The 21,246-nt window shown below is 64.4% G+C and carries 21 protein-coding genes; 16 read left to right on the top strand and 5 right to left on the bottom strand.

Annotated elements, in window-relative coordinates; translation table 11 throughout:
• Nucleotides 1–12 precede the first annotated feature (12 nt).
• The 13 genes from IFT44_RS01780 to IFT44_RS01720 all read left to right on the top strand — a co-directional run bounded on the left by IFT44_RS01780 (nucleotide 13) and on the right by IFT44_RS01720 (nucleotide 11,978).
• Nucleotides 13–1,086 carry an ABC transporter ATP-binding protein gene (locus IFT44_RS01780; RefSeq protein ID WP_122478211.1) on the top strand — a complete coding sequence of 358 codons (1,074 nt, stop codon included), beginning with the start codon at nucleotides 13–15 and terminating at the stop codon, nucleotides 1,084–1,086.
• Entirely contained in the window at nucleotides 1,073–1,945 is an 873-nt protein-coding gene (locus tag IFT44_RS01775; RefSeq protein WP_192175304.1) for an ABC transporter permease, read from the top strand. The genes IFT44_RS01780 and IFT44_RS01775 overlap by 14 nt, the downstream gene beginning before the upstream one ends.
• Before the next feature lie 6 nt (nucleotides 1,946–1,951).
• Entirely contained in the window at nucleotides 1,952–2,749 is a 798-nt protein-coding gene (locus IFT44_RS01770) for an ABC transporter permease (protein WP_122478214.1), read from the top strand.
• Nucleotides 2,746–3,885: an NAD(P)/FAD-dependent oxidoreductase gene (locus IFT44_RS01765; RefSeq protein WP_192175303.1), complete on the top strand. Its 1,140-nt coding sequence runs from the start codon at nucleotides 2,746–2,748 to the stop codon at nucleotides 3,883–3,885. The genes IFT44_RS01770 and IFT44_RS01765 overlap by 4 nt, the downstream gene beginning before the upstream one ends.
• Entirely contained in the window at nucleotides 3,875–4,243 is a 369-nt protein-coding gene (locus IFT44_RS01760; protein ID WP_192175302.1) for a (2Fe-2S)-binding protein, read from the top strand. Before IFT44_RS01765 ends, IFT44_RS01760 begins: the two co-directional genes overlap by 11 nt.
• Nucleotides 4,240–5,616 carry an FAD/NAD(P)-dependent oxidoreductase gene (locus IFT44_RS01755; protein WP_192175301.1) on the top strand — a complete coding sequence of 459 codons (1,377 nt, stop codon included), beginning with the start codon at nucleotides 4,240–4,242 and terminating at the stop codon, nucleotides 5,614–5,616. Before IFT44_RS01760 ends, IFT44_RS01755 begins: the two co-directional genes overlap by 4 nt.
• Complete coding sequence (locus IFT44_RS01750; protein ID WP_342214250.1) at nucleotides 5,609–6,778, top strand: NAD(P)/FAD-dependent oxidoreductase; 1,170 nt, start codon at nucleotides 5,609–5,611, stop codon at nucleotides 6,776–6,778. The genes IFT44_RS01755 and IFT44_RS01750 overlap by 8 nt, the downstream gene beginning before the upstream one ends.
• Nucleotides 6,779–6,789: 11 nt before the next feature.
• Complete coding sequence (locus tag IFT44_RS01745) at nucleotides 6,790–7,143, top strand: RidA family protein (protein WP_049859546.1); 354 nt, start codon at nucleotides 6,790–6,792, stop codon at nucleotides 7,141–7,143.
• Between the two features lie 284 nt (nucleotides 7,144–7,427).
• On the top strand, nucleotides 7,428–8,390 hold the full coding sequence (locus IFT44_RS01740) for a LacI family DNA-binding transcriptional regulator (protein ID WP_192175505.1): 963 nt from the start codon (nucleotides 7,428–7,430) through the stop codon (nucleotides 8,388–8,390).
• Between the two features lie 65 nt (nucleotides 8,391–8,455).
• Nucleotides 8,456–9,238, top strand: a complete 783-nt coding sequence (locus IFT44_RS01735) for a TIM barrel protein (RefSeq protein ID WP_122478221.1) — start codon at nucleotides 8,456–8,458, stop codon at nucleotides 9,236–9,238.
• Nucleotides 9,231–10,172: a sugar kinase gene (locus IFT44_RS01730; protein WP_192175299.1), complete on the top strand. Its 942-nt coding sequence runs from the start codon at nucleotides 9,231–9,233 to the stop codon at nucleotides 10,170–10,172. Before IFT44_RS01735 ends, IFT44_RS01730 begins: the two co-directional genes overlap by 8 nt.
• A gap of 99 nt (nucleotides 10,173–10,271) precedes the next feature.
• Nucleotides 10,272–11,576: an MFS transporter gene (locus tag IFT44_RS01725; RefSeq protein WP_122478224.1), complete on the top strand. Its 1,305-nt coding sequence runs from the start codon at nucleotides 10,272–10,274 to the stop codon at nucleotides 11,574–11,576.
• Between the two features lie 126 nt (nucleotides 11,577–11,702).
• On the top strand, nucleotides 11,703–11,978 hold the full coding sequence (locus tag IFT44_RS01720; RefSeq protein ID WP_122478290.1) for a DUF1652 domain-containing protein: 276 nt from the start codon (nucleotides 11,703–11,705) through the stop codon (nucleotides 11,976–11,978).
• Nucleotides 11,979–11,994: 16 nt separating this feature from the next.
• Here IFT44_RS01720 and IFT44_RS01715 read toward each other — a convergent pair whose 3' ends face one another.
• The 3 genes from IFT44_RS01715 to IFT44_RS01705 all read right to left on the bottom strand — a co-directional run bounded on the left by IFT44_RS01715 (nucleotide 11,995) and on the right by IFT44_RS01705 (nucleotide 15,604).
• Nucleotides 11,995–13,047: a hypothetical protein gene (locus IFT44_RS01715; RefSeq protein ID WP_192175298.1), complete on the bottom strand. Its 1,053-nt coding sequence runs from the start codon at nucleotides 13,045–13,047 to the stop codon at nucleotides 11,995–11,997.
• Nucleotides 13,040–14,110 carry a glycosyltransferase family 4 protein gene (locus IFT44_RS01710; RefSeq protein ID WP_240998779.1) on the bottom strand — a complete coding sequence of 357 codons (1,071 nt, stop codon included), beginning with the start codon at nucleotides 14,108–14,110 and terminating at the stop codon, nucleotides 13,040–13,042. Before IFT44_RS01710 ends, IFT44_RS01715 begins: the two co-directional genes overlap by 8 nt.
• Before the next feature lie 441 nt (nucleotides 14,111–14,551).
• Nucleotides 14,552–15,604, bottom strand: a complete 1,053-nt coding sequence (locus IFT44_RS01705; protein WP_185793405.1) for an NAD(P)-dependent alcohol dehydrogenase — start codon at nucleotides 15,602–15,604, stop codon at nucleotides 14,552–14,554.
• 170 nt (nucleotides 15,605–15,774) lie between these two features.
• Between IFT44_RS01705 and IFT44_RS01700 the strand changes: the two genes are divergently transcribed.
• Nucleotides 15,775–16,659: an AraC family transcriptional regulator gene (locus tag IFT44_RS01700; protein WP_122478229.1), complete on the top strand. Its 885-nt coding sequence runs from the start codon at nucleotides 15,775–15,777 to the stop codon at nucleotides 16,657–16,659.
• A 314-nt stretch (nucleotides 16,660–16,973) separates the two neighbouring features.
• Here IFT44_RS01700 and IFT44_RS01695 read toward each other — a convergent pair whose 3' ends face one another.
• Nucleotides 16,974–17,990: a LacI family DNA-binding transcriptional regulator gene (locus IFT44_RS01695; RefSeq protein WP_192136766.1), complete on the bottom strand. Its 1,017-nt coding sequence runs from the start codon at nucleotides 17,988–17,990 to the stop codon at nucleotides 16,974–16,976.
• A 181-nt stretch (nucleotides 17,991–18,171) separates the two neighbouring features.
• Here IFT44_RS01695 and IFT44_RS01690 point away from each other — a divergent pair, with 181 nt between their 5' ends.
• Both IFT44_RS01690 and IFT44_RS01685 read left to right on the top strand, forming a co-directional pair.
• Nucleotides 18,172–18,702, top strand: coding sequence for a gluconokinase (locus IFT44_RS01690; RefSeq protein ID WP_122477029.1), 531 nt, complete (start codon nucleotides 18,172–18,174; stop codon nucleotides 18,700–18,702).
• Nucleotides 18,703–18,807: 105 nt separating this feature from the next.
• The gene (locus IFT44_RS01685) at nucleotides 18,808–20,160 is read left to right on the top strand and encodes a GntP family permease (RefSeq protein ID WP_122477027.1); all 1,353 of its coding nucleotides are present in this window, start codon (nucleotides 18,808–18,810) and stop codon (nucleotides 20,158–20,160) included.
• A 109-nt stretch (nucleotides 20,161–20,269) separates the two neighbouring features.
• Here IFT44_RS01685 and araH read toward each other — a convergent pair whose 3' ends face one another.
• On the bottom strand, nucleotides 20,270–21,235 hold the full coding sequence (araH, locus tag IFT44_RS01680) for an L-arabinose ABC transporter permease AraH (protein WP_122477025.1): 966 nt from the start codon (nucleotides 21,233–21,235) through the stop codon (nucleotides 20,270–20,272).
• Between the last annotated feature and the right edge of the window lie 11 nt (nucleotides 21,236–21,246).

The raw sequence follows: 21,246 nt of genomic DNA, 5'->3' as shown, positions 1-21,246 counted from the left end.
CGTGGCAAAGCCATGGCATTTTTGACACTGGAAGGCCTCGTCAAGAACTACGGTACATTCAAGGCCATCGACGGTCTGAGCCTGGAGGTACAGCACGGCGAGTTCGTCGCCCTGCTCGGCCCTTCCGGGTGCGGCAAGACCACCACCTTGCAGTCGATCGCCGGGTTCGTGCAACCCACCGAAGGCCGGATCGTGCTCGACGGTCGCGACATCACTCACGTACGCCCGGAAGATCGCGGCCTTGGCATCGTTTTTCAGAGCTACGCGCTGTTCCCGCACATGACGGTGGCGCAGAACATCAGCTTCGGCCTGGAGATGCGCGGCGTGGCCAAGGCCGAACGTGCCAAGCGCGTGGTCGAGGCGCTGGACCTGGTCCGTCTTGGCGGGCTTGGCGAGCGTTATCCCAAGGCGCTTTCCGGCGGGCAGCGCCAGCGGGTGGCGATTGCCCGCGCCCTGGCCATCCGCCCCAACCTGTTGCTGCTCGACGAACCCATGTCGAACCTGGATGCCAAGCTGCGCGAGGAAATGCACATCGAGCTGCGCGCCATCCAGCGCGAACTGGGTATCACGACCATTCTGGTCACCCACGATCAGGTCGAAGCGATGACCATGAGCGACCGCATCGCAGTCATGCAGCGCGGGCGCATCGTGCAGATCGATACACCATTCGAAGCCTACGAACGACCCCATTCGCCCTTCGCCTCGGCGTTTCTGGGCAAGACCAACGCCTTCGCCGGTGCCGTGCAGCTGCGCAACGAGCGCTGCTGCCACGTGCAGGTGCGCGACACCTTGCTGCATGTGCCCCACGAGGACCGCTCTCTGGGTCAGGACGTCAACGTGTACATCCGCCCCGAGAAAATCCGCCTGACCGAACCTGGCCTGGGCCGCATCAACGGTCGGATCGCCCTGCGGGTATTCCTCGGCAACCTGTGGTTGCTTGCCGTGGACAGCCACTTTGGCCTGGTCCACCTGACCCAGCCGAATCTGGGGCATGTACCGCCCGCCGAGGGCAACGAAGTCGGCCTGGACTGGTCGGACGACGACCTGCGCCTGCTCGACCGGGAGGCTGCCCATGGCCAGGTATGACGCCGAACACGTAGGCGCGGCGCCTTGGCTGCTCAGCGGCCCTGCCTTGCTGGTGTTCATCGCCCTGTTGCTGGCGCCGTTGCTGCTGACCGCACTGCTCTCGCTCAACCTGTTCAGCGACACCGAGGGCGTGCTGCCGGTGTACAGCCTGGCTAACTACATCGAGGTGTTCAAGGACGACTATTTCCACGAGATTTTCCTGCGAACCGGCTCGATGGCCCTGGCAGTGACGGTGCTGTGCGTACTGCTCGGCGTCCCGGAAACCATCATCATTGCGCGCATGGCGCCACGCTGGCGCTCGACCTTCTTGCTGGTGGTGCTTGGCCCGCTGTTGATTTCAGTGGTGGTGCGGACCCTCGGCTGGGCGATTTTGCTGGGCAACAACGGCTTGATCAACGATGCCCTGCAAGCCCTGGGCATCACCGACGAACCGGTAAAGATCCTGTTCACCCAAGTGGGCGTGATCATTGCCCTGACCCATGTGCTGGTGCCCTTCATGGTGATCGCGGTGTGGGCCACCCTGCAGCGACTGGACCTGCAGGTGGAGTGGGCCGGCCTGTCCCTGGGCGCGTCGCGGCTGACGGTGTTCCGGCGCATCATCGTGCCGCAAATCATGCCGGGCATTCTTTCCGGCTCGATCATCGTCTTCGCCCTCGCCGCCTCGGCCTTCGCCACCCCGGCAATCATCGGCGGACGCCGGCTCAAAGTGGTCGCCACTGCGGCCTACGACGAGTTCCTCGGCACCCTCAACTGGCCCCTGGGCGCGGCGATCGCCATGCTCCTGCTGGTGGCCAATCTGATCATCATTCTGGGTTGCAGCAAGCTGGCCGAGCGCCGCTTCAAGCAAGTCTTCGAGTAGGCCGCCATGCACAAGAACGGTTTTTTCTCGCTGCTGTTCCATACCCTGTTCATCGGCTTCATCGTCGCGCCGCTGCTGGTGGTGATGGCGATGGCGTTCACCGACAAGGGGTATCTGTCACTGCCCACCAATGGCTTGTCGCTGCGCTGGTTCAGGGCCCTGCTGGACAATCAGGAAATGCTCGACGCGTTCATGCTGTCGATCAAGCTGGGCCTGGCGTCGGCCACCATCGCCACGCTGCTGGCCATCCCGGCGGCCTTGGCCATCAGCCGCTACGACTTCCCCGGCCGCGGCACATTGACCGGCTTTCTGCTCTCGCCGCTGATGATTCCTTCCGTGGTGCTGGGGATCGCCTTCCTGCGTTTCTTCTCCATCGCGCAGATTGGCGGCTCGTTCTGGGCGCTGTGCCTGACTCACGTGATCGTTGTGCTGCCCTATGCATTGCGCCTGACCCTGGCCTCCACCATCGGCCTGGAGAAAGACATCGAGCAGGCCGCGCTGTCGCTGGGCGCCAAACGCTGGACGGCGTTCCATCGGGTCATCCTGCCGCGCATCCGCACTGGCGTGGTCGGCGGCTGGATGCTGGCTTTCATCCAGAGTTTCGATGAGCTGACCATGACCGTGTTCGTGGCCACGCCCGGCACCACGACATTGCCGGTGGCCATGTACAACCAGATTTCCCAGACCATCGACCCGTTGATCACGGCGGTCTCTACGGTGCTGATCGTTGGCACGTTGATCTTGATGCTGGTGCTGGATCGCCTGGTAGGCCTGGACCGCGTGCTCATAGGAGAAGGCAAATGAAGCGCTCGACGGCAGCGATCAAGGCCGACGTGATCGTCGTCGGTGGCGGGCTGGTGGGTACGGCGGTGGCCTACGGCCTGGCGCGCAACGGCGCCGACACCGTGGTGCTCGACCAGGGCGACGATGCGTTCCGCGCCTCGCGTGGCAATTTCGGCCTGGTCTGGGTTCAGGGCAAAGGCTACAACCTGCCCGACTATGCGCGTTGGACACGTTCTTCGGCGCAACGCTGGGCCGGCCTGCGCGATATGCTGCTGGCCGACAGTGGCGTGGATGTCAGCCTCAAGCAACCGGGTGGCTTTCACATGTGCTTCAGCGACGAGGAACTGCTGGAGCGCGAGGCGCGCCTGCGCCAATTGCAGGCGGCGGTCGGTGACTACCCCTTCGAGATGCTCGATGCCGGCGAACTCAAGGCGCGCCTGCCGCTGATCGGCAAGGCCGTGATCGGCGCCAGTTATACCCCCCAGGACGGCCATGTGAACCCGCTGAAGCTACTGCGCGCCCTGCATGCGTCCGCGCAACGCCATGGCGCGCGTTTCGCAGGCGGCCAGCACATCCAGCGCATCGAGGGCAATGCCGGCGACTTCCGCATCTGGGCTGGGGAGCAGGCCTACTGTGCGCCGCGCGTGGTACTCGCAGCCGGCCTGGGCAACCCTGGGCTGGCCGCGCAGGTCGGGCTGCATGCACCGGTCGCACCCAACCGCGGGCAGGTACTGGTCAGCGAGCGGGTCCAGCCGTTTCTCGACTATCCCACCATCAATGTCCGCCAGACCGACGAAGGCACGGTGCAACTGGGCGATTCGATGGAAGAAGTCGGCTTCGACGACAGTACCTCCAACGGTGTGCTCTCGGCGATCGCCCAGCGTGGCGTAGCGACCTTTCCGCTGCTGCGCGATGTGCGCCTGATCCGTGCCTGGGGTGCCTTGCGGGTAATGAGCCCGGACGGTTTCCCGATCTACCAGCAGTCATCGACCCACCCCGGGGCCTTCGTCATCACCTGCCACAGCGGTGTAACCCTGGCCGCCGCCCACGCCCTGCGCATTGCGCCCTGGGTGATGGGGGCGGCGCAGCCCGACGAATTGGCCGTGTTCAACGGCGAACGTTTTCTCAGCGACAAGGTGCTTGCCCATGCCCATTGAAGCCCCCCGCCGCGCCCCGCTGTTCCAGTCGGTGGCCGGCGAAACCCGCAGCAGCCGCAGTGTGACCTTCAGCTTCAACGGCGAGGCGTTGAGCGTACCGCCAGGCATCAGCGTGGCGGCGGCATTGTTGTTGTCCGGAATCGAGCGCTTCCGGGCCACGCCGGTGAGCGAATCGCCGCGCGCGCCCTACTGCATGATGGGCGTGTGTTTCGAATGCCTGGTCAGCATCGATGGCGTGCCCAATCGGCAGAGTTGCCTGATCGATGTGGTCGACGGCATGCAGGTGCGCTCCCAGGAAGGCGCTCGCGATTTGCAGTTCGAGGTTCCCTCGGTCAGCGTCCTGGAGGTGCAACCATGAACCCCGAATCCGTCGACGTCGTCGTCGTGGGCGCCGGCCCGGCAGGCATGGCCGGTGCCACCGAGCTGGCCGAGCTTGGCCTCACCGTGGTCTTGCTGGACGAGCAAGGCAGCCCTGGCGGGCAGATCTATCGCGGTATCACCCTGGCGCCGCTGAGCCGGCGCGACCTGCTGGGACCGGACTATGCCCACGGCAACGTGCTGGCCAGAGCCCTGGAGGACACTCCGGTGCGGCACATCAAGGAAGCTGCAGTGTGGCAGGTGGGTCGTGATCATCAGGTCAGCTATTTGCAGGGTGGGCGTATGCACACGTTGCAGGCCCGCGCGGTCCTGCTGGCCACCGGCGCCATGGAGCGGCCCTTCCCCATCCCTGGCTGGACCCTTCCTGGAGTGATGACCGCAGGCGCGGCGCAGATCCTGCTCAAGAGCGCTGGCGCAGTACCCACCGAGCCGGTGGTGCTGGCCGGTTGCGGACCTTTGCTGTATCTGCTGGGCTGGCAGTATCTACGTGCCGGAGTGCCGATCAAGGCCTTGGTCGATACCACGCACCGCGACGACTACTGGCGCGCGCGGCGTCATCTGGTCTCGGCCCTGCGTGCCTGGCCTTACCTACGCAAGGGCCTGGAGCTGATGCGCAGTCTGCGCCAGGCGCGCATCGCCCATTTCACTGGCGCCTCGCAGCTGGCGATCGAGGGTACCGATTCGGCCCAGGCGCTGAGCTTCACCGCCAACGGCAAGGCGCAGCGCATCGCCAGTCGCTGCGTGCTGCTGCACCAGGGGGTGGTACCCAATATTCAATTCAGCCAGTCGCTGCGTGCGACCCACGCCTGGGATCCGCAGCAGCTGTGCTTCAGCCCGCTCAGGGACAGCTGGGGCGAACTGGACGTGCCAGGGGTGTTTGTCGCCGGTGACGGAGGCGGTATCGGCGGTGCACAGGCGGCGGCACTGCAGGGCCGGCTGGCCGCCCTGGGCATCGCCGCTCGGCTGGGCGCGCTGGGCGCTCCGCAGCGCGATCGGCGTGGCGTCGAGCTGCGCCGGGCGTTGAGCGACAATTTGCGCATCAGACCGTTTCTCGACGCGCTGTACCGGCCCCGCGACGAGCATCGGATCCCGGCTGACGACGTCATTGTCTGCCGCTGCGAGGAAGTCACCGCCGGCCAGTTGCGCCAGTTCGTCGCCATGGGCTGCGCCGGTCCGAACCAGGCGAAGTCGTTCGGCCGTTGCGGCATGGGGCCCTGCCAGGGACGCCTGTGCGGCCTGACCGTCACCGAAGTGATCGCCGATGCGCGCCAGGTGCCCGCAGGCGACGTCGGTTACTACCGGATTCGTCCGCCGATCAAGCCCATCACACTCGGGGAGCTGGCCGGTGACTGAGCGCCAGCGCTCGGGCGCTGATGTATTGGTGATCGGCGGCGGCATCCACGGCCTCAGCACCGCCCTGCACCTGGCTCGCGCCGGCGTCCGGGTGACCGTGCTGGAGGCCGAGTATTGCGGTCGCCATGCTTCCGGGGTGAACGCCGGTGGCGTGCGCACCCTGGGCCGCCATGTGGCGGAAATCCCCTTGGCCCTCGCTTCGCGAACGCTTTGGCATGGCCTGCAGGACGTGCTCGGCGAGGACGGTGGCTTCGTCGCCAGCGGCCAGCTGAAACTGGCCGAGAACGACGCTGAACTGCAGGAATGCCAGCGCCGTGTGGAGCAGTTGCATGCCTTGGGCTTCACCCATGAAGTTTTGATCGATCGGCAGCAGGTGCTCGAATTGGTACCTACGGTGGCACCCCATGTGGTGGGTGGTATCTGGGTCGGCGGCGACGGCTATGCCGTGCCGTACCACACCGTTACCGCGTTTCGCCTGGCTGCGCAGCGGCTGGGAGTACGGGTCCTGGAGCAGACGCCGGCACTGCGCATCGAGCGCAGCGCCACTCATTGGCGGGTCGAGACGCGGTCGGGCGTGCATCAAGCGGAGCACCTGGTGGTCACCGCAGGGGCCTGGGCGGCGCAACTGGCGGCACAGGTCGGCGAGCCGGTGCCGGTGCATCCGCAGGGCTTGATGCTGATGGTCACTCACCGGGTCGCCCCATTCTGTGCACCGGTGCTGGGCGCTACGGGCCGGGCGCTGTCATTCAAACAGTTCGCCAACGGCACCGTGGTGATCGGCGGCAAGCTGGTGGGCTCGGTGGAGTTCGCCGCGCGCCATGGCGAGGTTCAAATGGACCGCCTGAGCACCAGCGCGCGTACGGTAACCGACCTGTTTCCCCATTTGCGCAACCTGGGTGTGAATCGGGTCTGGGCCGGTGTCGAGGCGTTTACCGCCGATGACATTCCAGTGATCGGCGCCAGCTGCAAGGCCGACAAGCTGAGCTATTCCTTCGGTTTCTGCGGCAGTGGTTTCCAGATGGGTCCCGGGACCGGTCAGCGCCTGGCCCAGCAGATTCTCGGCGAGCCCTCGCCGATCAGTCTCGACCCCTTTTCCATAGGGCGTTTCGCGCAATCGGCGACGACGCTCGAACAATCTGCAACATCCCTTATCCACTCGTGAGGAAATACACCATGCTGGACATCAAGCGCATCGAAACCAACCAACGCATGAGCCGTGTCGTGCAGTGCAACGGCTTCACGTTCCTCGGCGGGCAGACCGCCACCGACCGTAGCCTGGACATCAAGGGCCAGACTGCCCAAGTGCTGGCCAAGATCGACAGCTTCCTGGAGCAGGCTGGCCTGGACAAGACCCGTATCGTCACCGCCCAAGTGTGGCTGTCGGACATCCAGGCCAATTTCGCCGGAATGAACGAAGTGTGGGACGCCTGGGCACCCGAAGGCCACGCCCCGGCGCGCGCTACCGTGGAATCCCGCCTGGCCGCGCCCGATCTGCTGGTGGAAATCACCGTCGTCGCCGCTGGCTGACCCGCGTCGCCTGATTCGCGGGCAGAGCCCGTTCCCACAGGAGTAGGCCGATCCCCTGTGGGAGCGAGCTCTGCCCGCGAAGGCCGCGCTGCGGTTCCAGCCGTGAAATGCACCACCCTCGTGCCCCGATCGCCTACGCAAAAATCCATCTTCCCCCGTTGACGGCCACTTCGATTTGGTGTTTCCTGAAACCGGTTTCAATCCACTGATCGCCTGCCCATAACATCCATAAAAGGACTCAGGCCGTGACCCGTCTTTCCGTTCCTGTGCGCCCTCGCGTGACCATGCTCGACGTAGCCGAGCGCGCAGGTGTATCCAAGGCCAGTGTCTCGCGCTTCATCGGTGAGGATCGCGGTCTGCTGTCCGACGTCATCGCCACACGCATCGCCCGCGCCATCGACGACCTCGGCTATCGCCCCAATCAAATGGCCCGCGGCCTCAAGCGCGGCCGTACGCGCCTGATCGGCATGCTCATGGCCGATATCCGCAACCCCTATTCGGTGGCCGTCATGCATGGCGTGGAAACCGCCTGCCGCCGCCATGGCTACAGCCTGGTGGTATGCAACACCGACCGCGACCCGGAACAGGAACGCCAGCAGTTGCAGGCCATGCGTGCCTACAACGTCGAAGGCGTGATCGTGAACACCCTCGGCCACCACCTGGATGAGCTGCGCGAACTGCAACGGGAACTGCCCATGGTGCTGGTCGACCGCAAGGTGGCCGACCTGCCCAGCGACCTTGTCGGGCTGGACAACCGGAGGGCCGTCGACATGGCCCTCGACCACCTCCACGAGCGCGGCTATCGCCATCTGGCGCTGGTCAGTGAGGCGGTCGATGGCACTAGCTCCCGTACCGAACGCATCGAGGCCTTCGCGCAACGTACCGGCGGACCGGTGTTCTACACAGGTGCCGGCCTCGGCGAGCAACTGCGCACGTTCCTTGCCAGCACCGACGTCGGGCCCAAGGCCTTGTTCTGCGCCAATGGCGTGGCGGCACTGGCCTGCACGCTGGCCCTGCGGGAGTTGGGCAACCAGGCATGCGAAGACGTGGGGCTGATCGCGCTCGACGATCTCGACTGGTACCCACTGGTAGGCAACGGTATTACCGCCCTTGCCCAACCCACCCATGCCATCGGTGTGCAAGCCTTGGAATGCCTGTTGCGGCGGCTGCAGGGTGCGCAAGGTCCAGCCCAGACGTTCCACTTCACCCCTGACCTGATCGTTCGAGGTTCCACCCCGCTCCGCTGAAAAAGCGCTGCGGTGTGCGCAGTATCCATGCTTAAAATTGAAACCGGTTTCAGAGGACAATAACAATGCATCCCTATCCCGTCTCCATCAGCCTTTCCAGCTTCGGCGCGGACCATGTTCGTACACAGGGCCAGGCCAGCCTGGCACCGCTGGTTGCCCAGACCGGCGCCAGCCATATCGAACTGCGCGAGGAGCTGTTCGATGACTTCGATGCGCCCTCCCTGCGCAGTGCGATCGCCGCGCAAGAACTCACCTGCGTCTATTCCTCGCCGCTCGAACTGTGGCAGCCCGGCCAGGCCGCGCCCAATCCGCAGCTGCAACTGGCGCTCGCTCGCGCGGCCGCGTGCAGCGCGATCTGGCTCAAGGTCTCGCTGGGTTTTCACTCCACTGCCAGCGACTTGCACCTGCTGCATGATCAGTTGCGCGATCAACCCGTGCGCCTACTGATCGAGAACGACCAGACTGCCCACGGTGGGCGGATCGAGCCGCTGGTCGACTTCTTCACTGCGATAGCCAGGCAAGGCGTGCCGGTGGGCATGACCTTCGACATCGGCAACTGGCAATGGCAGCAACAGTCGGTTTCGAGCGCTGCGCAGCAGTTGGGCCGTTTCGTCGAATACATTCACTGCAAGGCCGTACAACGCACCACGACCGGCAAGCTGGTCGCCACGCCGCCCGAGCTGACCGACCTGCATCAGTGGGCGCGCCTGCTCGGCCACATGGCACCAGGCCTGGTGCGGGCCATCGAGTACCCGTTGCAGGGCAGCGACCTGCTGGCTGTCGCCAAGGCACAGGTGGCGACCCTCGCACGCCTTGGCCAGGCCGCGCAGGAGGTGGCCCATGGCTGAGTTCGATGTGCTGAGTTTCGGCGAAACCATGGCCATGTTCGTCGCCGAGCAGACCGGCGAACTGGCCGAAGTCGAGCGCTTCCGCAAACGCATTGCCGGTGCCGACAACAACGTCGCCATCGGCCTGTCGCGGCTGGGCTTCAACGTCGCCTGGCTGAGCCGAGTGGGCAACGACTCGCTCGGTCGCTTCATCGTCGCCGCGTTGCAACGCGAAGGGCTGGATTGCAGCCATGTCGGCGTGGATTCACAGCACCCCACCGGGTTCCAGTTCAAGTCGCTGCAGGACGATGGCCGCGACCCCACGGTCGAATACTTTCGCCGCGGATCGGCGGCCAGCCATATGGGCATTGGCGATGTGCCTGCACGTCTGCTCGATGCCCGCCACCTGCATGCCACCGGCATCGCCCCGGCGCTGTCGCCGAGCATGAATGCGTTGACCCGTGGCTTGATGGCAGCCATGCGTTCGGCAGGCCGGAGCGTCTCGTTCGACCCTAACCTGCGCCCGTCGCTGTGGCCCAGCCAGGCGCACATGATCGAGCAGATCAACAGCTTCGCTGCGCTGGCCGGCTGGGTATTGCCGGGCCTGGCCGAAGGGCAGCTGCTGACCGGACACGAACGCTGCGAAGACATAGCCCGTTTCTATCTCGACCAGGGTGTGCAAGCGGTGGTGATCAAGCTGGGCGCGGACGGCGCGTTCTATTGCAGCGCCGAGCAACAAGGCTACGTAGCCAGCCGCCCCGTGGCCAAGGTGGTGGATACGGTCGGCGCGGGTGACGGCTTCGCCGTGGGCGTCATCAGTGCCCTGCTAGAAGGCCGCGACCTGGCCCAGGCCGCCGCCCGCGGCAACTGGATCGGCAGCCTGGCTGTACAGAGCCCGGGCGACATGGAAGGCCTGCCGACGCGCGCAGCGCTGATCGAGGACGAAAGCCACTGACGCACGCAAAAAAGACACCCGCAAAACGTTGCGCCCTGCACCCATGAATCAAAACGCCCTACCTGTTGCGACAATTACAAAATGCTCAGGAGTCAGACCATGCACAGCCACACCGTGAAACTCGCCAGCCGTCGCTGGTGGTACATCATGCCGATCGTCTTCATCACCTACAGCCTGGCCTACCTGGACCGGGCCAACTACGGTTTCGCCGCAGCCTCGGGCATGGCCGCCGACCTGAACATAACGCCGGGGCTGTCCTCGCTGCTCGGCGCCCTGTTCTTCCTGGGTTACTTCTTCTTCCAGGTCCCCGGCGCGATCTATGCGCAGAAGCACAGTGTCAAGCAGTTGATCTTCGTCAGCCTGATCCTCTGGGGCAGCCTGGCGACCTTGACCGGTGTCGTCTCCAGCGCCTACTGGCTGATCGTGATCCGCTTCATGCTCGGCGTCGTCGAAGCCGTGGTCATGCCCGCGATGCTGGTGTACCTGTGCCATTGGTTCACCCGCGCGGAACGCTCGCGGGCCAACACTTTCCTGATACTGGGCAACCCGGTGACGATGCTGTGGATGTCGGTGGTGTCCGGCTACCTGATCCAGCATTACAGCTGGCGCTGGATGTTCATCATCGAAGGATTGCCCGCCGTCATCTGGGCATTCATCTGGTGGCGCCTGGCCGATGATCGACCCGCCCAGGCGAAGTGGCTCAGCCAGCAGGAAAAAGACGACCTGCAACAGGCCCTGGCCGCCGAACAGGTGGGCATGAAGCCGGTGAAGAACTACGCCGAAGCCTTCCGTTCGGGCAAGGTCATCACCCTGTCGTTGCAGTTCTTCCTGTGGAGCGTAGGCGTGTACGGCTTTGTGCTGTGGCTGCCGTCGATTCTCAAGCAGGGCGCGCAGATGGACATGATCGAGGCTGGCTGGCTGTCTTCCCTGCCCTACCTGGCGGCGGTGATCGGCATGCTGGTGGTGAGCTGGTTTTCCGACCGTATGCAACGGCGCAAGCGCTTCGTCTGGCCACCGCTGCTGCTGGCGGCACTGGCGTTCTACGGCTCGTACGCGCTGGGCAGCGAGCATTTCTGGTGGTCCTATGCACTGCTGGTGATCGCCGGAGCGTGCATGTACGCGCCCTATGGTCCGTTCTTTGCCATCGTGCCGGAGATCCTTCCCGCCAACGTGGCCGGTGGTGCCATGGCGCTGATCAACAGCATGGGCGCCCTGGGCTCGTTCGCCGGGTCCTACCTGGTTGGCTATCTGAACGCCAGCACCGGCAACCCGGGCGCTTCCTACCTGTTGATGAGCGGGGCGCTGCTGCTCTCGGCGCTGCTGACCATCATGCTCAAGCCCGGAGGCTGCGACGCGGTGGTCGGCAAAGCGGACGCCACGGGGCTTGCGTCCTGCAAAAACTGACGCAGATCATGAAACTTCATGAAATCGCCCGGTATTCGTGGCAAAGCGCACAGCTGTCATCCAGGTGGTGCTACTTTTAATATTCCACAGGCTATCCATTCCGATGGCCTGCCCTGCCACGTGCGGCTGCAACAGGTGGGCGCGATGAACAAGATGACATTTCCGAACGCTTGCCAGGTGATGCGCTGGCACTTTCACCCCATGGGCTTCGAGGGCAATATGGATGCGCCCAGCAGCATGGTGGCCAGGCTGTTCGACCGCAGCAGCGGCGAAACCCTGTTGGCCATCGCCGGGCTGCCTTGTGCAACGGTCATGAATGCCGCGGACGTCGAGCGCATCATCGAGGCGGTGGAAGCCGAGCTCGAGGCGTTCATTCCGCCGCTGGCGCTCAAGGCAGGCTGAGCGCGCCAGCCCTCCATCAGCTCGATCCGAAATGACTGTGCAGCGTACCCACAACGATCCGAGCGGCGTCGGCTGCGGCATTGTCGTTGAGCAATGCCTGCCAGCCGCGGCGACCGGGCAGGTGCCGAGCCCTCTGCAGTAGAGCCGGCCACTGATCTGCAGCCGGCACACCGAGCACACCCAGTGCCACGCCCAACCTTTCGAGCTGCAACGCCTGCAGGCGTTGCTCATCGAACGGGCGCTGCTCGGCAATGGCGATCAAACGCCCACCCAGATGCGCGACCTCGGCGACCACATTGTCCCCGGCACTGCCTACCACGATCTCGGCACGCAGCAGTTCCGGCAAGGGGTCGGCCAGGTGCCCCAGCAGCGTCAGGTTTCCCGGCAGCGGCAGGTCACTGGCGGGCAGCGGTCCGGCTACACGAAACCGATCGTCGGGGCAGCGTCTGGCAATGGCGATCAGTGAGTCGACGGTGAAGGCCGTGCCACCCTGCCCGGTGATCACCAGCACCGCGCCATGCCCAGGCGCCACGTGAGCGCTGCTTTGCTGGCTGTAGCGGGACACCCAACCGCAGTGGTCGGTCTTGGCCAGCACCCAGTCGGGCATCTGGCTGCACTCCATCGAGGCCGGGTATGGCGCAAGCAAGCGTGAGGCCGATGCATAGGCCTGCAGATGGGCCGGGTCGGTACGTTCGCCGTGCTGGCGCATGTACACGCACGGTACGCCGAACAGGCGCGTCAGCATCGCCACTTCCACGGATACATCGACCACCAGCAGACACGGCCAGGCGCTACGCATCCAGTCGGCCAGAAGCCCCATGCGTTCGCGCAGCCCGTCCACGGCCAAGGGCGCGTAATGCAGCGCGGGAAAGCTCTCCACATGCATGCCGGGCGCAGTGTCGGCGGGCAACTGCAGGGCCTTGATCGTCGAGGAGTAGTCGGCGTCGGGCAACCGCGAGCCGATCAACGTGACGTCGCAGTCCATGTGCCGGGCGATGGCCAGGGCGCGCATGCCATGGCCGGAGCCGTGGTGATGCACGTAGTAGCCGACCTGTGCGCGCTCAGGCACCGGCGTCGGCCACCTGCCGCAACAGCGCGTCGTAACGGTCGAGCATGACCTCGTGGCTCCACTGGCTCTCGGCATGCAGGCGGCAGGCCAGGCGTGACTTGCGCCGGGCCAGGCGCAAAGCGTGTGCCAGGCCTTCGACGTCGCCGCCTGCGGCCAGCGCACCGGTTGCGTCGGTCAGCAGATCGCCTACCGCGCCGCGGGCGAAGGCCGCTACCGGTGTGCCGCAGGCCAGGGCTTCTGCCACGACCAGGCCGAAGGGCTCTTCCCAGCACGGGGTGACCAAGGCGGCGGACGCGCTGGCCAGCTCGATGGCCAGTTCGTCACGGCCCAAGTGGCCAAGGTACTGGCACTGGTCATTCAAGCGCGGCTGGATCTGCTCCTTGAAGTAACGCGGGTCGACCGCCTGACCGGCCAGGCGCAGCGGTACGCCGGCCAGTTTCGCGGCGTCCATGGCCAGGTGCGCGCCCTTGTCCGGCACCAGCCGCCCGAACCAGATGGCATGCTCGAGCGGTGCCGCGCGCGGCGACCATAGCTGCAGGTCGATGCCGTTGGGGATGACATGGCACTCGGGAACGACCTCTTTCCACTGCCGTGCGTTGGCTTCGGAGATGGTTGCGAAGTGCCCGGCGCGGCGCTCGCCGCTGTAGGCGTTGATCAATTCGAAGAAGGGTGGTGTGTGCAGCACCGTCAACATCGGCGTGCGAATCATCGAGGCCATGGTCGCAGGCACATAGTGCAGGCTGTTGTTGAAGATGACGTCGAAGCGGCGGTCGTCGATGTTCTGCATCGCTTTGAGGTAGGCGTGATGCTCCTCGATGTACTCGGAGCTCAGGCAGGCCCGTCGACCGTCCTTGTAGGTGGTGTCATCCCACACCGGGACAATGTTGAGCGCCGGATCGCTGGACGAGCTGGCGAACAGCGTGACGTCATGGCCGCGTTGCATCAGCCCGGATGTCACATCGTGGGTGAACGCTTCCAGGCCGCCGGCGAACGGTTGGCGAATGGGGTGTTTGATGTGCGTCAGCACACCGATGCGCAACGGTCGGGCGGAAGATGAAGACATCGGGGATGTTCCTGGCACGGATTGCAGCTTTGAGGCTGGCGCGCAGGAATGGTTGCATAAAGTAGCAGCGCGATACCGCAGCGCCCGGTTCGCGGCCAAGGACAGCACCTACAGGTAACCTCGTATCCGTAGGAGCGGTCAGCGGCCGCGAAAAGCACACCGCGGATTGACCGACACACCGCAGCGCCCGTTTCGCGGCCTCAAGCCGCTCCTACAGGTGACCTCGTATCCGTAGGAGCGGTCAGCGGCCGCGAAAAGCACACCGCGGATTGACCGACACACCGCAGCGCCCGTTTTGCGGCCTCACGCCGCTCCTACAGGTGACCTCGCATCCGTAGGAGCGGTCGGCGGCCGCGAAAAGCACACCGCGGATTGACTGACATACCGCAGCGCCTGGTTCGCGGCCAAGGACCGCTCCTACACAGGTTATGCCCTGCCGTATCAGGCCTTGAGGGTGGCCATGTCGATCACGAAGCGGTACTTCACGTCACCGGCGTGCATGCGCTCGAACGCCTCGTTGATGTTCTTGATGTCCAGCATCTCGATATCGCAGGTGATGTCGTGCTCGGCGCAGAAATCCAGGACTTCCTGGGTTTCCTTGATACCACCGATCAACGAACCGGCCAGAACGCGGCGCTTGAGCACCAGGTTGGCCGCATGCAGAGCGGGATCTACCGGCTGGATCAGCCCGACCAGAATGTGCACACCGTCGAAACGCAGGGTTTCCAGGTAGGGATTCAGGTCGTGCGGCACCGGAATGGTGTCGAGCAGGAAGTCGAAGGTCTCGGCGGCGGCCTTCATCTGCTCGGCATCGGTCGATACGATCACATGGTCCGCACCTTGGCGACGGCCCTCGGCAGCCTTGCTCGCCGAACGGGTGAACAGGGTCACTTCGGCGCCCAGCGCCTTGGCGAACTTGATGCCCATGTGGCCCAGGCCACCCATGCCCAGAATGCCGACCTTGTCACCCGGCTTGACGCCGTAATGCTTGAGCGGCGAATAGGTGGTGATCCCGGCGCACAGGATCGGCGCGGCGTTGGCCGGGTCGAGGCCGTCGGGAATGCGCACCACGAAATTCTCGCTGACCACGATACTGTCGGAATAACCGCCCATGGTGTTGCTGCCATCGACGCGATCAGGCGTAGCGTAGGTCATGGTCGGGCCTTCCAGGCAGTACTGCTCCAGGTCCGCGTGGCAGGCATCGCAATGCTGGCACGAGTCGACCATGCAGCCCACGCCGACGCGGTCGCCCACGGCGTACTTCTGCACCTGGGAACCGACGGCAACCACGCGGCCGACGATTTCGTGGCCCGGTACCAGTGGGTACACCGCAATGCCCCAGTCGTTGCGGGCCTGGTGCAGGTCAGAGTGGCAGACGCCGCAATACTGGATTTCGATGCTGACATCGTCAGGGCGCAAGGCGCGACGTTCGAAGCTCAAGGGCGCCAGGGGCGTGGTGGGCGAAAGCGCGGCGTAGCCGAGTGCCTTGGACATGGTAAACCTCTCGAAACGAAAAATGATCAGGCTTAGATTGTGGCTTTCCCGCGCGCCTGCGGCCATGTCCGATCCTGCGCAATGAATGCCCATTCCTCCGAGCACCCCGCAAACGGGGCCCGAACGTGCGATCATCCGCGACAGATTTCATGCCTGATCCGTGGTATCCCATGAGCCTGACCAAACATCTCGACGCCAACGCCCGCCTGGTACAGCTGATTCGCCCGCTGGCCATTGCCGATGACTGGATCCCGACGGCCATCGACGGCCTGCGCGTGGTTTCGTGCCGCAGCCACGTCGCGCGGACCGCGCAGATCTACGAACCGAGCCTGATGGTGATCGCCCAGGGCAGCAAACTGGCGTACCTGGGCGAGCGCACCCTGGAATACGGTGCGGGCCACTACCTGATACAGGCACTGCCGGTGCCGTTCGAGTGCGAGACCTTCGCCAGCGAGCAGTTGCCCCTGCTCGGTGTATCTATCCCGATCGATCGAACGCTGTTGGGTGAACTGGTGCTGGCCATGGAGCCCGGCCCGAGCCAGGCACAGACCACCGAGTCGATGACTGCCGTAGCGCTGGACGACGCCATGCGCGGCGCGGTGGAACGGCTGCTGCAGTGCCTGCACGATCCCCAGGAGCGCCTGGCCATGGCGCAGGCCCGGTTGCGCGAGGTGCTTTACACCGCACTGCGCGGTCCCAATGGGCATGTGCTGCGCGCGCTGGTCGAACAGCAAGGGCAATTCGCACGTATCGCCGGCGCGCTGTCCTGGCTGCACGCGCATTACGAGCAGCCGCTGCAAGTCGACGACCTGGCGCGACGGGCGAACATGAGTGCTTCGACGTTTCACGAGCATTTCAAGCGCAATACGCTGGCCTCGCCCGTGCAGTACATCAAGCGCCTGCGCCTGCTCAAGGCCCGCGCGCTGCTGGTCGCGGATGCAATGAACGTCAACCAGGTCGCGTTGCGCGTGGGTTACCAGAGCACCTCGCAGTTCAGCCGGGAATACAAACGCCTGTTCAACCACAGCCCTGGCCAGGAACGAGTAACGCGCTGAACCCAGACGCGGCTCGCGCCGCTGCTACAGAGGCACCGCGATCCCCTGTAGCAGCGGCGCAAGCCGCGTCCGGCATCACCGCGTGGCATCAGACACACCGCTCCCACCGCCGACGCGGCTCGCGCCGCTGCTACAGAAGCACCGCGATCCCCTGTAGCAGCGGCGCAAGCCGCGTCCAGCATCACCGCGTGGCATCAGGCACACCGCTCCCACCGCCGACGCGGCTCGCGCCGCTGCTACAGAAGCACCGCGATCCCCTGTAGCAGCGGCGCAAGCCGCGTCCGGCATCACCGCAGGGCATCAGGGACGCCCGGTCAGGTTTCGCGTACGACCAGCTCGAAGCCGAGGTCGATTGCCTGGGCGCTGTCACTCTTGCCAGCCATGCTGTCCAGTAACATCTGCGCGGCCTTGCGGCCGATCTCGGCGCGCGGGGTACGGATCGAGGTCAGGCGCGGTACCAGATGCGCCGAACCCGGCAGATCGTTGAAGCCCACCATGCCCACTCGTCCCGGAATGGCGATGCCCAAGCGCTGGGCCTCGTAGATGGCGCCCTGAGCCAGGTCGTCGTTGCAGAAGAACACCCCGTCGACATCTGGATGACGCTGCATCAGGTCAGCGAACAACTCGCCGCCCAAGCCGATCGACGAAGGCTGCGGGCACAGCACCTCGAGTTGGGGATCATGCACCCCCGCCCTCTCCAGCGCCGCCCTGAATCCTTCGGCGCGCTGCATCACACGCGGGTCGAGCTGTGCGGCCACATAGCCCAGGCGTCGGCGCCCGGCGTCCAGCAGATGCTGCGCCGCCACGCTTCCGGCCTGCTCCTGGGAAAAGCCGACACAGGCACGCCCGCCGCTGGCGCCCAACTCCATCATGTGCACGCACGGCACACCACTGTTGTGCAACATGGCATGCGCACGCTCGGTGCGGCTCATGCCCGTCAGCAGGATGCCGCCCGGCTTGTAGGCCAGGTAGTTGCGAATGAGGTTTTCTTCTTCGTCGACATCGTAGTGGTAGTTACCGATCAGTACTTCCAGCCCGCGCGGGCGCATCACTTCATGGATGGCTTCCAGCGTGTCGATGAACAAATGGTTGGACAGCGAGGGAATGAGCACCACCACCGACTGGCTCTGCGCCGAGGCCAGCGCGCGTGCCGCCGGGTTGACCACATAGCCCAGGGTCTGCGCGGCCTCCAGCACCTTGGTGGCCAATTGTGGAGCGACCGTCGACACCCCGCGCAATGCGCGTGAAGCCGTAATGGGGGAAACACCTGAAAGTTTGGCAACTTCGGCCAGGGTGGGAAGGCCAGTTGCGCGTGAACCGATTCGCGCCATGATTCTTGTTGTTATCTACTTGCAATGAAAAAGAGTTGAGGTAAGGTAGCGCTGTCTCGAATCCAGAGCAATAATGATTTGTGCCTTGCTATTACCGCAGGCTGCACCAGACTGCTTTGACAAGATCAATAAGATGAGGGCGCCGTATCCACGAACGGCCGGCCCCAGCAGGAGTGACTTGATGAATGCCCCTCTGAACGCTTTGGTGGTGATGGGAGTATCCGGCTGCGGCAAGAGCAGCGTCGGTGCCGCCATCGTTGGCCGCAGCGGCGGCCGCCTGATCGAAGGCGACAGCTTTCATCCCGAAGCCAACATCGCCAAGATGAGCGCCGGCCACCCCCTCGACGACAACGACCGCGCCGGTTGGCTGGTGCGTCTGGGCGAGGAAATGCGTGCCTGCATCGAGTCCGGGCAACGCCCCGTATTGACCTGCTCGGCGCTCAAGCTCAAGTATCGCAAGACCCTGCGCGACGCCGTGCCTGGCCTGGGCTTCGTGTTTCTCGCACTGACCCGCGAAGAAGCCGCCAACCGCGTCGCCCATCGGCCCGGCCACTTCATGCCGGCCAGCCTCATCGACAGCCAGTTCGCTGCACTGGAACCGCCGACCGGCGAACCCCTGACCCTGGACCTGGACGCCACCACTCCCATCGTGGACCTGGCGCAGCAGGTGGAACACTGGCTGGTCGAGCACGGCGCTTCCACGCTGGCTTGATCAGCACTCGAAGACAGCGCTGTCTGAGCATCCCGCGCAGCAGTGCCTGATGTCCCCAACCACAACCGTTGCGCCCACAACAACGACAACACGAGGCAAACCTTTATGTTTGGCTTAGCTCACGACACTTACTTGCTGCTCGATGCACTGGTCACCATCATTGGTCTGATCGTGCTTATCACCCAGTTCAAGGTCCACCCCTTCGTCGCACTCACCATTGCGGCGATCTTCCTCGGCCTGACGTCCGGTTTGCCGGTGGTCAAGGTCATGAAGTCCTTCCAGGACGGCTTTGGCGGAGTGCTTGGATTCGTCGGCATCATCCTTGCGCTGGGCACCATGCTCGGCAAACTGATGGCCGATTCGGGCGGCGCCGACCAGATCGCGCAAACCCTGATCCGCAAGTTCGGGGTCAAGCGCATCCACTGGGCAATGATGTTCTCCGCATTTCTGGTGGGCATCCCGCTGTTCTTCGAGATCGGCTTCGTGCTGCTGATCCCGCTGGTGTTCATCGTCGCCCGCCGTTCCGGCGTGTCGCTGGTGAAGATCGGCATCCCGCTGCTTGCCGGTCTTTCGGTGGTCCACGGCCTGGTGCCGCCGCATCCGGGTCCGTTGCTGGCGATCGGCATCTTCAACGCCGATATCGGCAAAACCATTCTCTACGGCCTGATCGTCGGCCTGCCCACTGCGATGATCGCCGGCCCGATCTTCGGCTCGTTCATCTCCAAGTACATTCCGGGCAACCCTTCCAAGGAGCTGATGGACCAGATTGCCAAGGAGTCGGACAACCAAAACCTGCCCAGCTTCGCGGTGACCCTGATCACCATCCTGCTGCCCGTGTTCCTGATGATGCTCAAGACCTTCGCCGACGTGGCCTTGCCGGCAGAGAACCTGTTCCGCCAGTGGATGGACTTCATCGGCCACCCGATCACCGCGCTGCTCGCGGCCCTGTTGCTGGCCTTCTACACCTTTGGTGTGGCGCGCGGTTTCGATCGTTCGAAGATCATGAAGCTGCTGGACCAGAGCCTGGCCCCGACTGCGGCCATCGTGCTGATCGTCGGCGCTGGCGGTGGTTTCAAGCAGATGCTGGTGGATACCGGTGTGGGCAACATCATCGGCCAGATGGCCGTGCAGGCCGAGGTCAATCCGATTCTGCTGGCGTGGCTGGTGGCTGCGGTGATTCGCGTTGCCACAGGCTCGGCAACGGTCGCGACCATCACCGGTGCCGGTATCGTCGCCCCGGTCATCGGCATGATGCCCGGCGTCAACCGTGAGCTGCTGGTGCTGGCCACCGGCGCCGGCTCGGTGATCCTGTCCCACGTCAACGACGCGGGTTTCTGGCTGGTCAAGCAGTACTTCAACATGACCGTGACCGAAACCCTGAAGACCTGGACCGTGATGGAAACCATCCTGTCCGTTGTCGGCCTGATCTTCATCCTGCTGTTGTCGATGGTGGTCTGAACCCGATCACATATGCAATTGGGTAGCGCCTATTCGCGGCCGATGACCGCTCCTACAGATATGCATTCCCCTGTAGGAGCGGTCATCGGCCGCGAAAGCCCCCCGCAGATCAGCGCCGCTTCAAGCGATCGATGATCACCGCGATCAGCAGAATCGTCCCGCGAATCACGTACTGATAGAACGTGTCGATATTCTTCAGGTTCATCGCGTTCTCGATGATCGCCAGAATCAGCACGCCGGCAATCACGTGGCGAATCATGCCGATGCCCCCGGCCAGCGACACCCCACCCAGCACACACGCCGAGATCACCGTCAATTCGAAGCCCTGGCCGATCATCGGCTGGCCCGAGGTCATCCGCGACGCCAGTACCACACCGGCCAGCGCACCGATCACACCGTGCACGGCAAAGATGATGATCTTGGTGCGATCCACGTGCACACCCGCCAGCAGCGCCGCTTCCTGGTTGCCACCGATTGCCATGGTGTTGCGTCCATAGGTGGTGTAGTTGAGCAACCAACCGAAGAAGATGAAGCAGACGATGGTGATCAGGATCGGCACCGGCACGCCCATCAACTGGCCATTGCCGAAGATGAAGAAGTCCTCCTGCATGACCCCGACCGCCTTGCCATTGGAAAAGATATAGGCCAGGCCGCGCACGATCTGCATCGTCGCCAGGGTCGCGATCAAGGCATTGATGCGCAACTTGGCGATGACGATGCCGTTGATCAGGCCAACCACCAGCCCCATCAGCAAGGCCGCGCCCACGCCCAGCAGCACGCTTTCGGTGTCGCGCATCACCACCGCCGCGATGACCCCGGCGCATGCAATCACCGAACCCACGGACAGGTCGAAATGTCCGGACGCCAGGCAGTAGAGCATGGTGCAGGCCGCAATGCCGGTGGTCGAAATGGCCAGGCCCAGCCCACGCATGTTCAATGGCGAGAGGAAGTTGTCGATGAACATCGTGCACAGCACGAAGATCGCCAGCGCGGCGAGCAGCATCACCCACTCGTCCAGAAAGCGACGCAGGTTGAGACCCTGGCGGGGGGCCGGCAGTGTGTTTTGCGTAGACATAAGCACCTCTG

It is taken from the genome of Pseudomonas sp. CFBP 13710, from assembly GCF_014842235.1.
In the GTDB taxonomy this organism is placed as follows: Bacteria; Pseudomonadota; Gammaproteobacteria; order Pseudomonadales; family Pseudomonadaceae; genus Aquipseudomonas; species Aquipseudomonas baltica.
The sequence above is the reverse complement of the archived record's forward strand: the minus strand, read 5'-3'. Positions and strand labels throughout refer to the sequence as shown.

What these genes read in the sequence shown, in the direction of transcription:
- IFT44_RS01745 (WP_049859546.1), top strand. Translation starts at nt 6,790, where the DNA reads ATGCTGGACATCAAGCGCATCGAAACCAACCAACGCATGAGCCGTGTC.
- IFT44_RS01765 (WP_192175303.1), top strand. Translation starts at nt 2,746, where the DNA reads ATGAAGCGCTCGACGGCAGCGATCAAGGCCGACGTGATCGTCGTCGGT.
- IFT44_RS01755 (WP_192175301.1), top strand. Translation starts at nt 4,240, where the DNA reads ATGAACCCCGAATCCGTCGACGTCGTCGTCGTGGGCGCCGGCCCGGCA.
- IFT44_RS01735 (WP_122478221.1), top strand. Translation starts at nt 8,456, where the DNA reads ATGCATCCCTATCCCGTCTCCATCAGCCTTTCCAGCTTCGGCGCGGAC.
- IFT44_RS01725 (WP_122478224.1), top strand. Translation starts at nt 10,272, where the DNA reads ATGCACAGCCACACCGTGAAACTCGCCAGCCGTCGCTGGTGGTACATC.
- IFT44_RS01775 (WP_192175304.1), top strand. Translation starts at nt 1,073, where the DNA reads ATGGCCAGGTATGACGCCGAACACGTAGGCGCGGCGCCTTGGCTGCTC.
- IFT44_RS01760 (WP_192175302.1), top strand. Translation starts at nt 3,875, where the DNA reads ATGCCCATTGAAGCCCCCCGCCGCGCCCCGCTGTTCCAGTCGGTGGCC.
- IFT44_RS01695 (WP_192136766.1), bottom strand. Translation starts at nt 17,990, where the DNA reads ATGGCGCGAATCGGTTCACGCGCAACTGGCCTTCCCACCCTGGCCGAA.
- IFT44_RS01685 (WP_122477027.1), top strand. Translation starts at nt 18,808, where the DNA reads ATGTTTGGCTTAGCTCACGACACTTACTTGCTGCTCGATGCACTGGTC.
- IFT44_RS01780 (WP_122478211.1), top strand. Translation starts at nt 13, where the DNA reads ATGGCATTTTTGACACTGGAAGGCCTCGTCAAGAACTACGGTACATTC.
- IFT44_RS01710 (WP_240998779.1), bottom strand. Translation starts at nt 14,110, where the DNA reads ATGTCTTCATCTTCCGCCCGACCGTTGCGCATCGGTGTGCTGACGCAC.
- IFT44_RS01690 (WP_122477029.1), top strand. Translation starts at nt 18,172, where the DNA reads ATGAATGCCCCTCTGAACGCTTTGGTGGTGATGGGAGTATCCGGCTGC.
- IFT44_RS01705 (WP_185793405.1), bottom strand. Translation starts at nt 15,604, where the DNA reads ATGTCCAAGGCACTCGGCTACGCCGCGCTTTCGCCCACCACGCCCCTG.
- IFT44_RS01730 (WP_192175299.1), top strand. Translation starts at nt 9,231, where the DNA reads ATGGCTGAGTTCGATGTGCTGAGTTTCGGCGAAACCATGGCCATGTTC.
- araH (WP_122477025.1), bottom strand. Translation starts at nt 21,235, where the DNA reads ATGTCTACGCAAAACACACTGCCGGCCCCCCGCCAGGGTCTCAACCTG.
- IFT44_RS01770 (WP_122478214.1), top strand. Translation starts at nt 1,952, where the DNA reads ATGCACAAGAACGGTTTTTTCTCGCTGCTGTTCCATACCCTGTTCATC.
- IFT44_RS01700 (WP_122478229.1), top strand. Translation starts at nt 15,775, where the DNA reads ATGAGCCTGACCAAACATCTCGACGCCAACGCCCGCCTGGTACAGCTG.
- IFT44_RS01740 (WP_192175505.1), top strand. Translation starts at nt 7,428, where the DNA reads ATGCTCGACGTAGCCGAGCGCGCAGGTGTATCCAAGGCCAGTGTCTCG.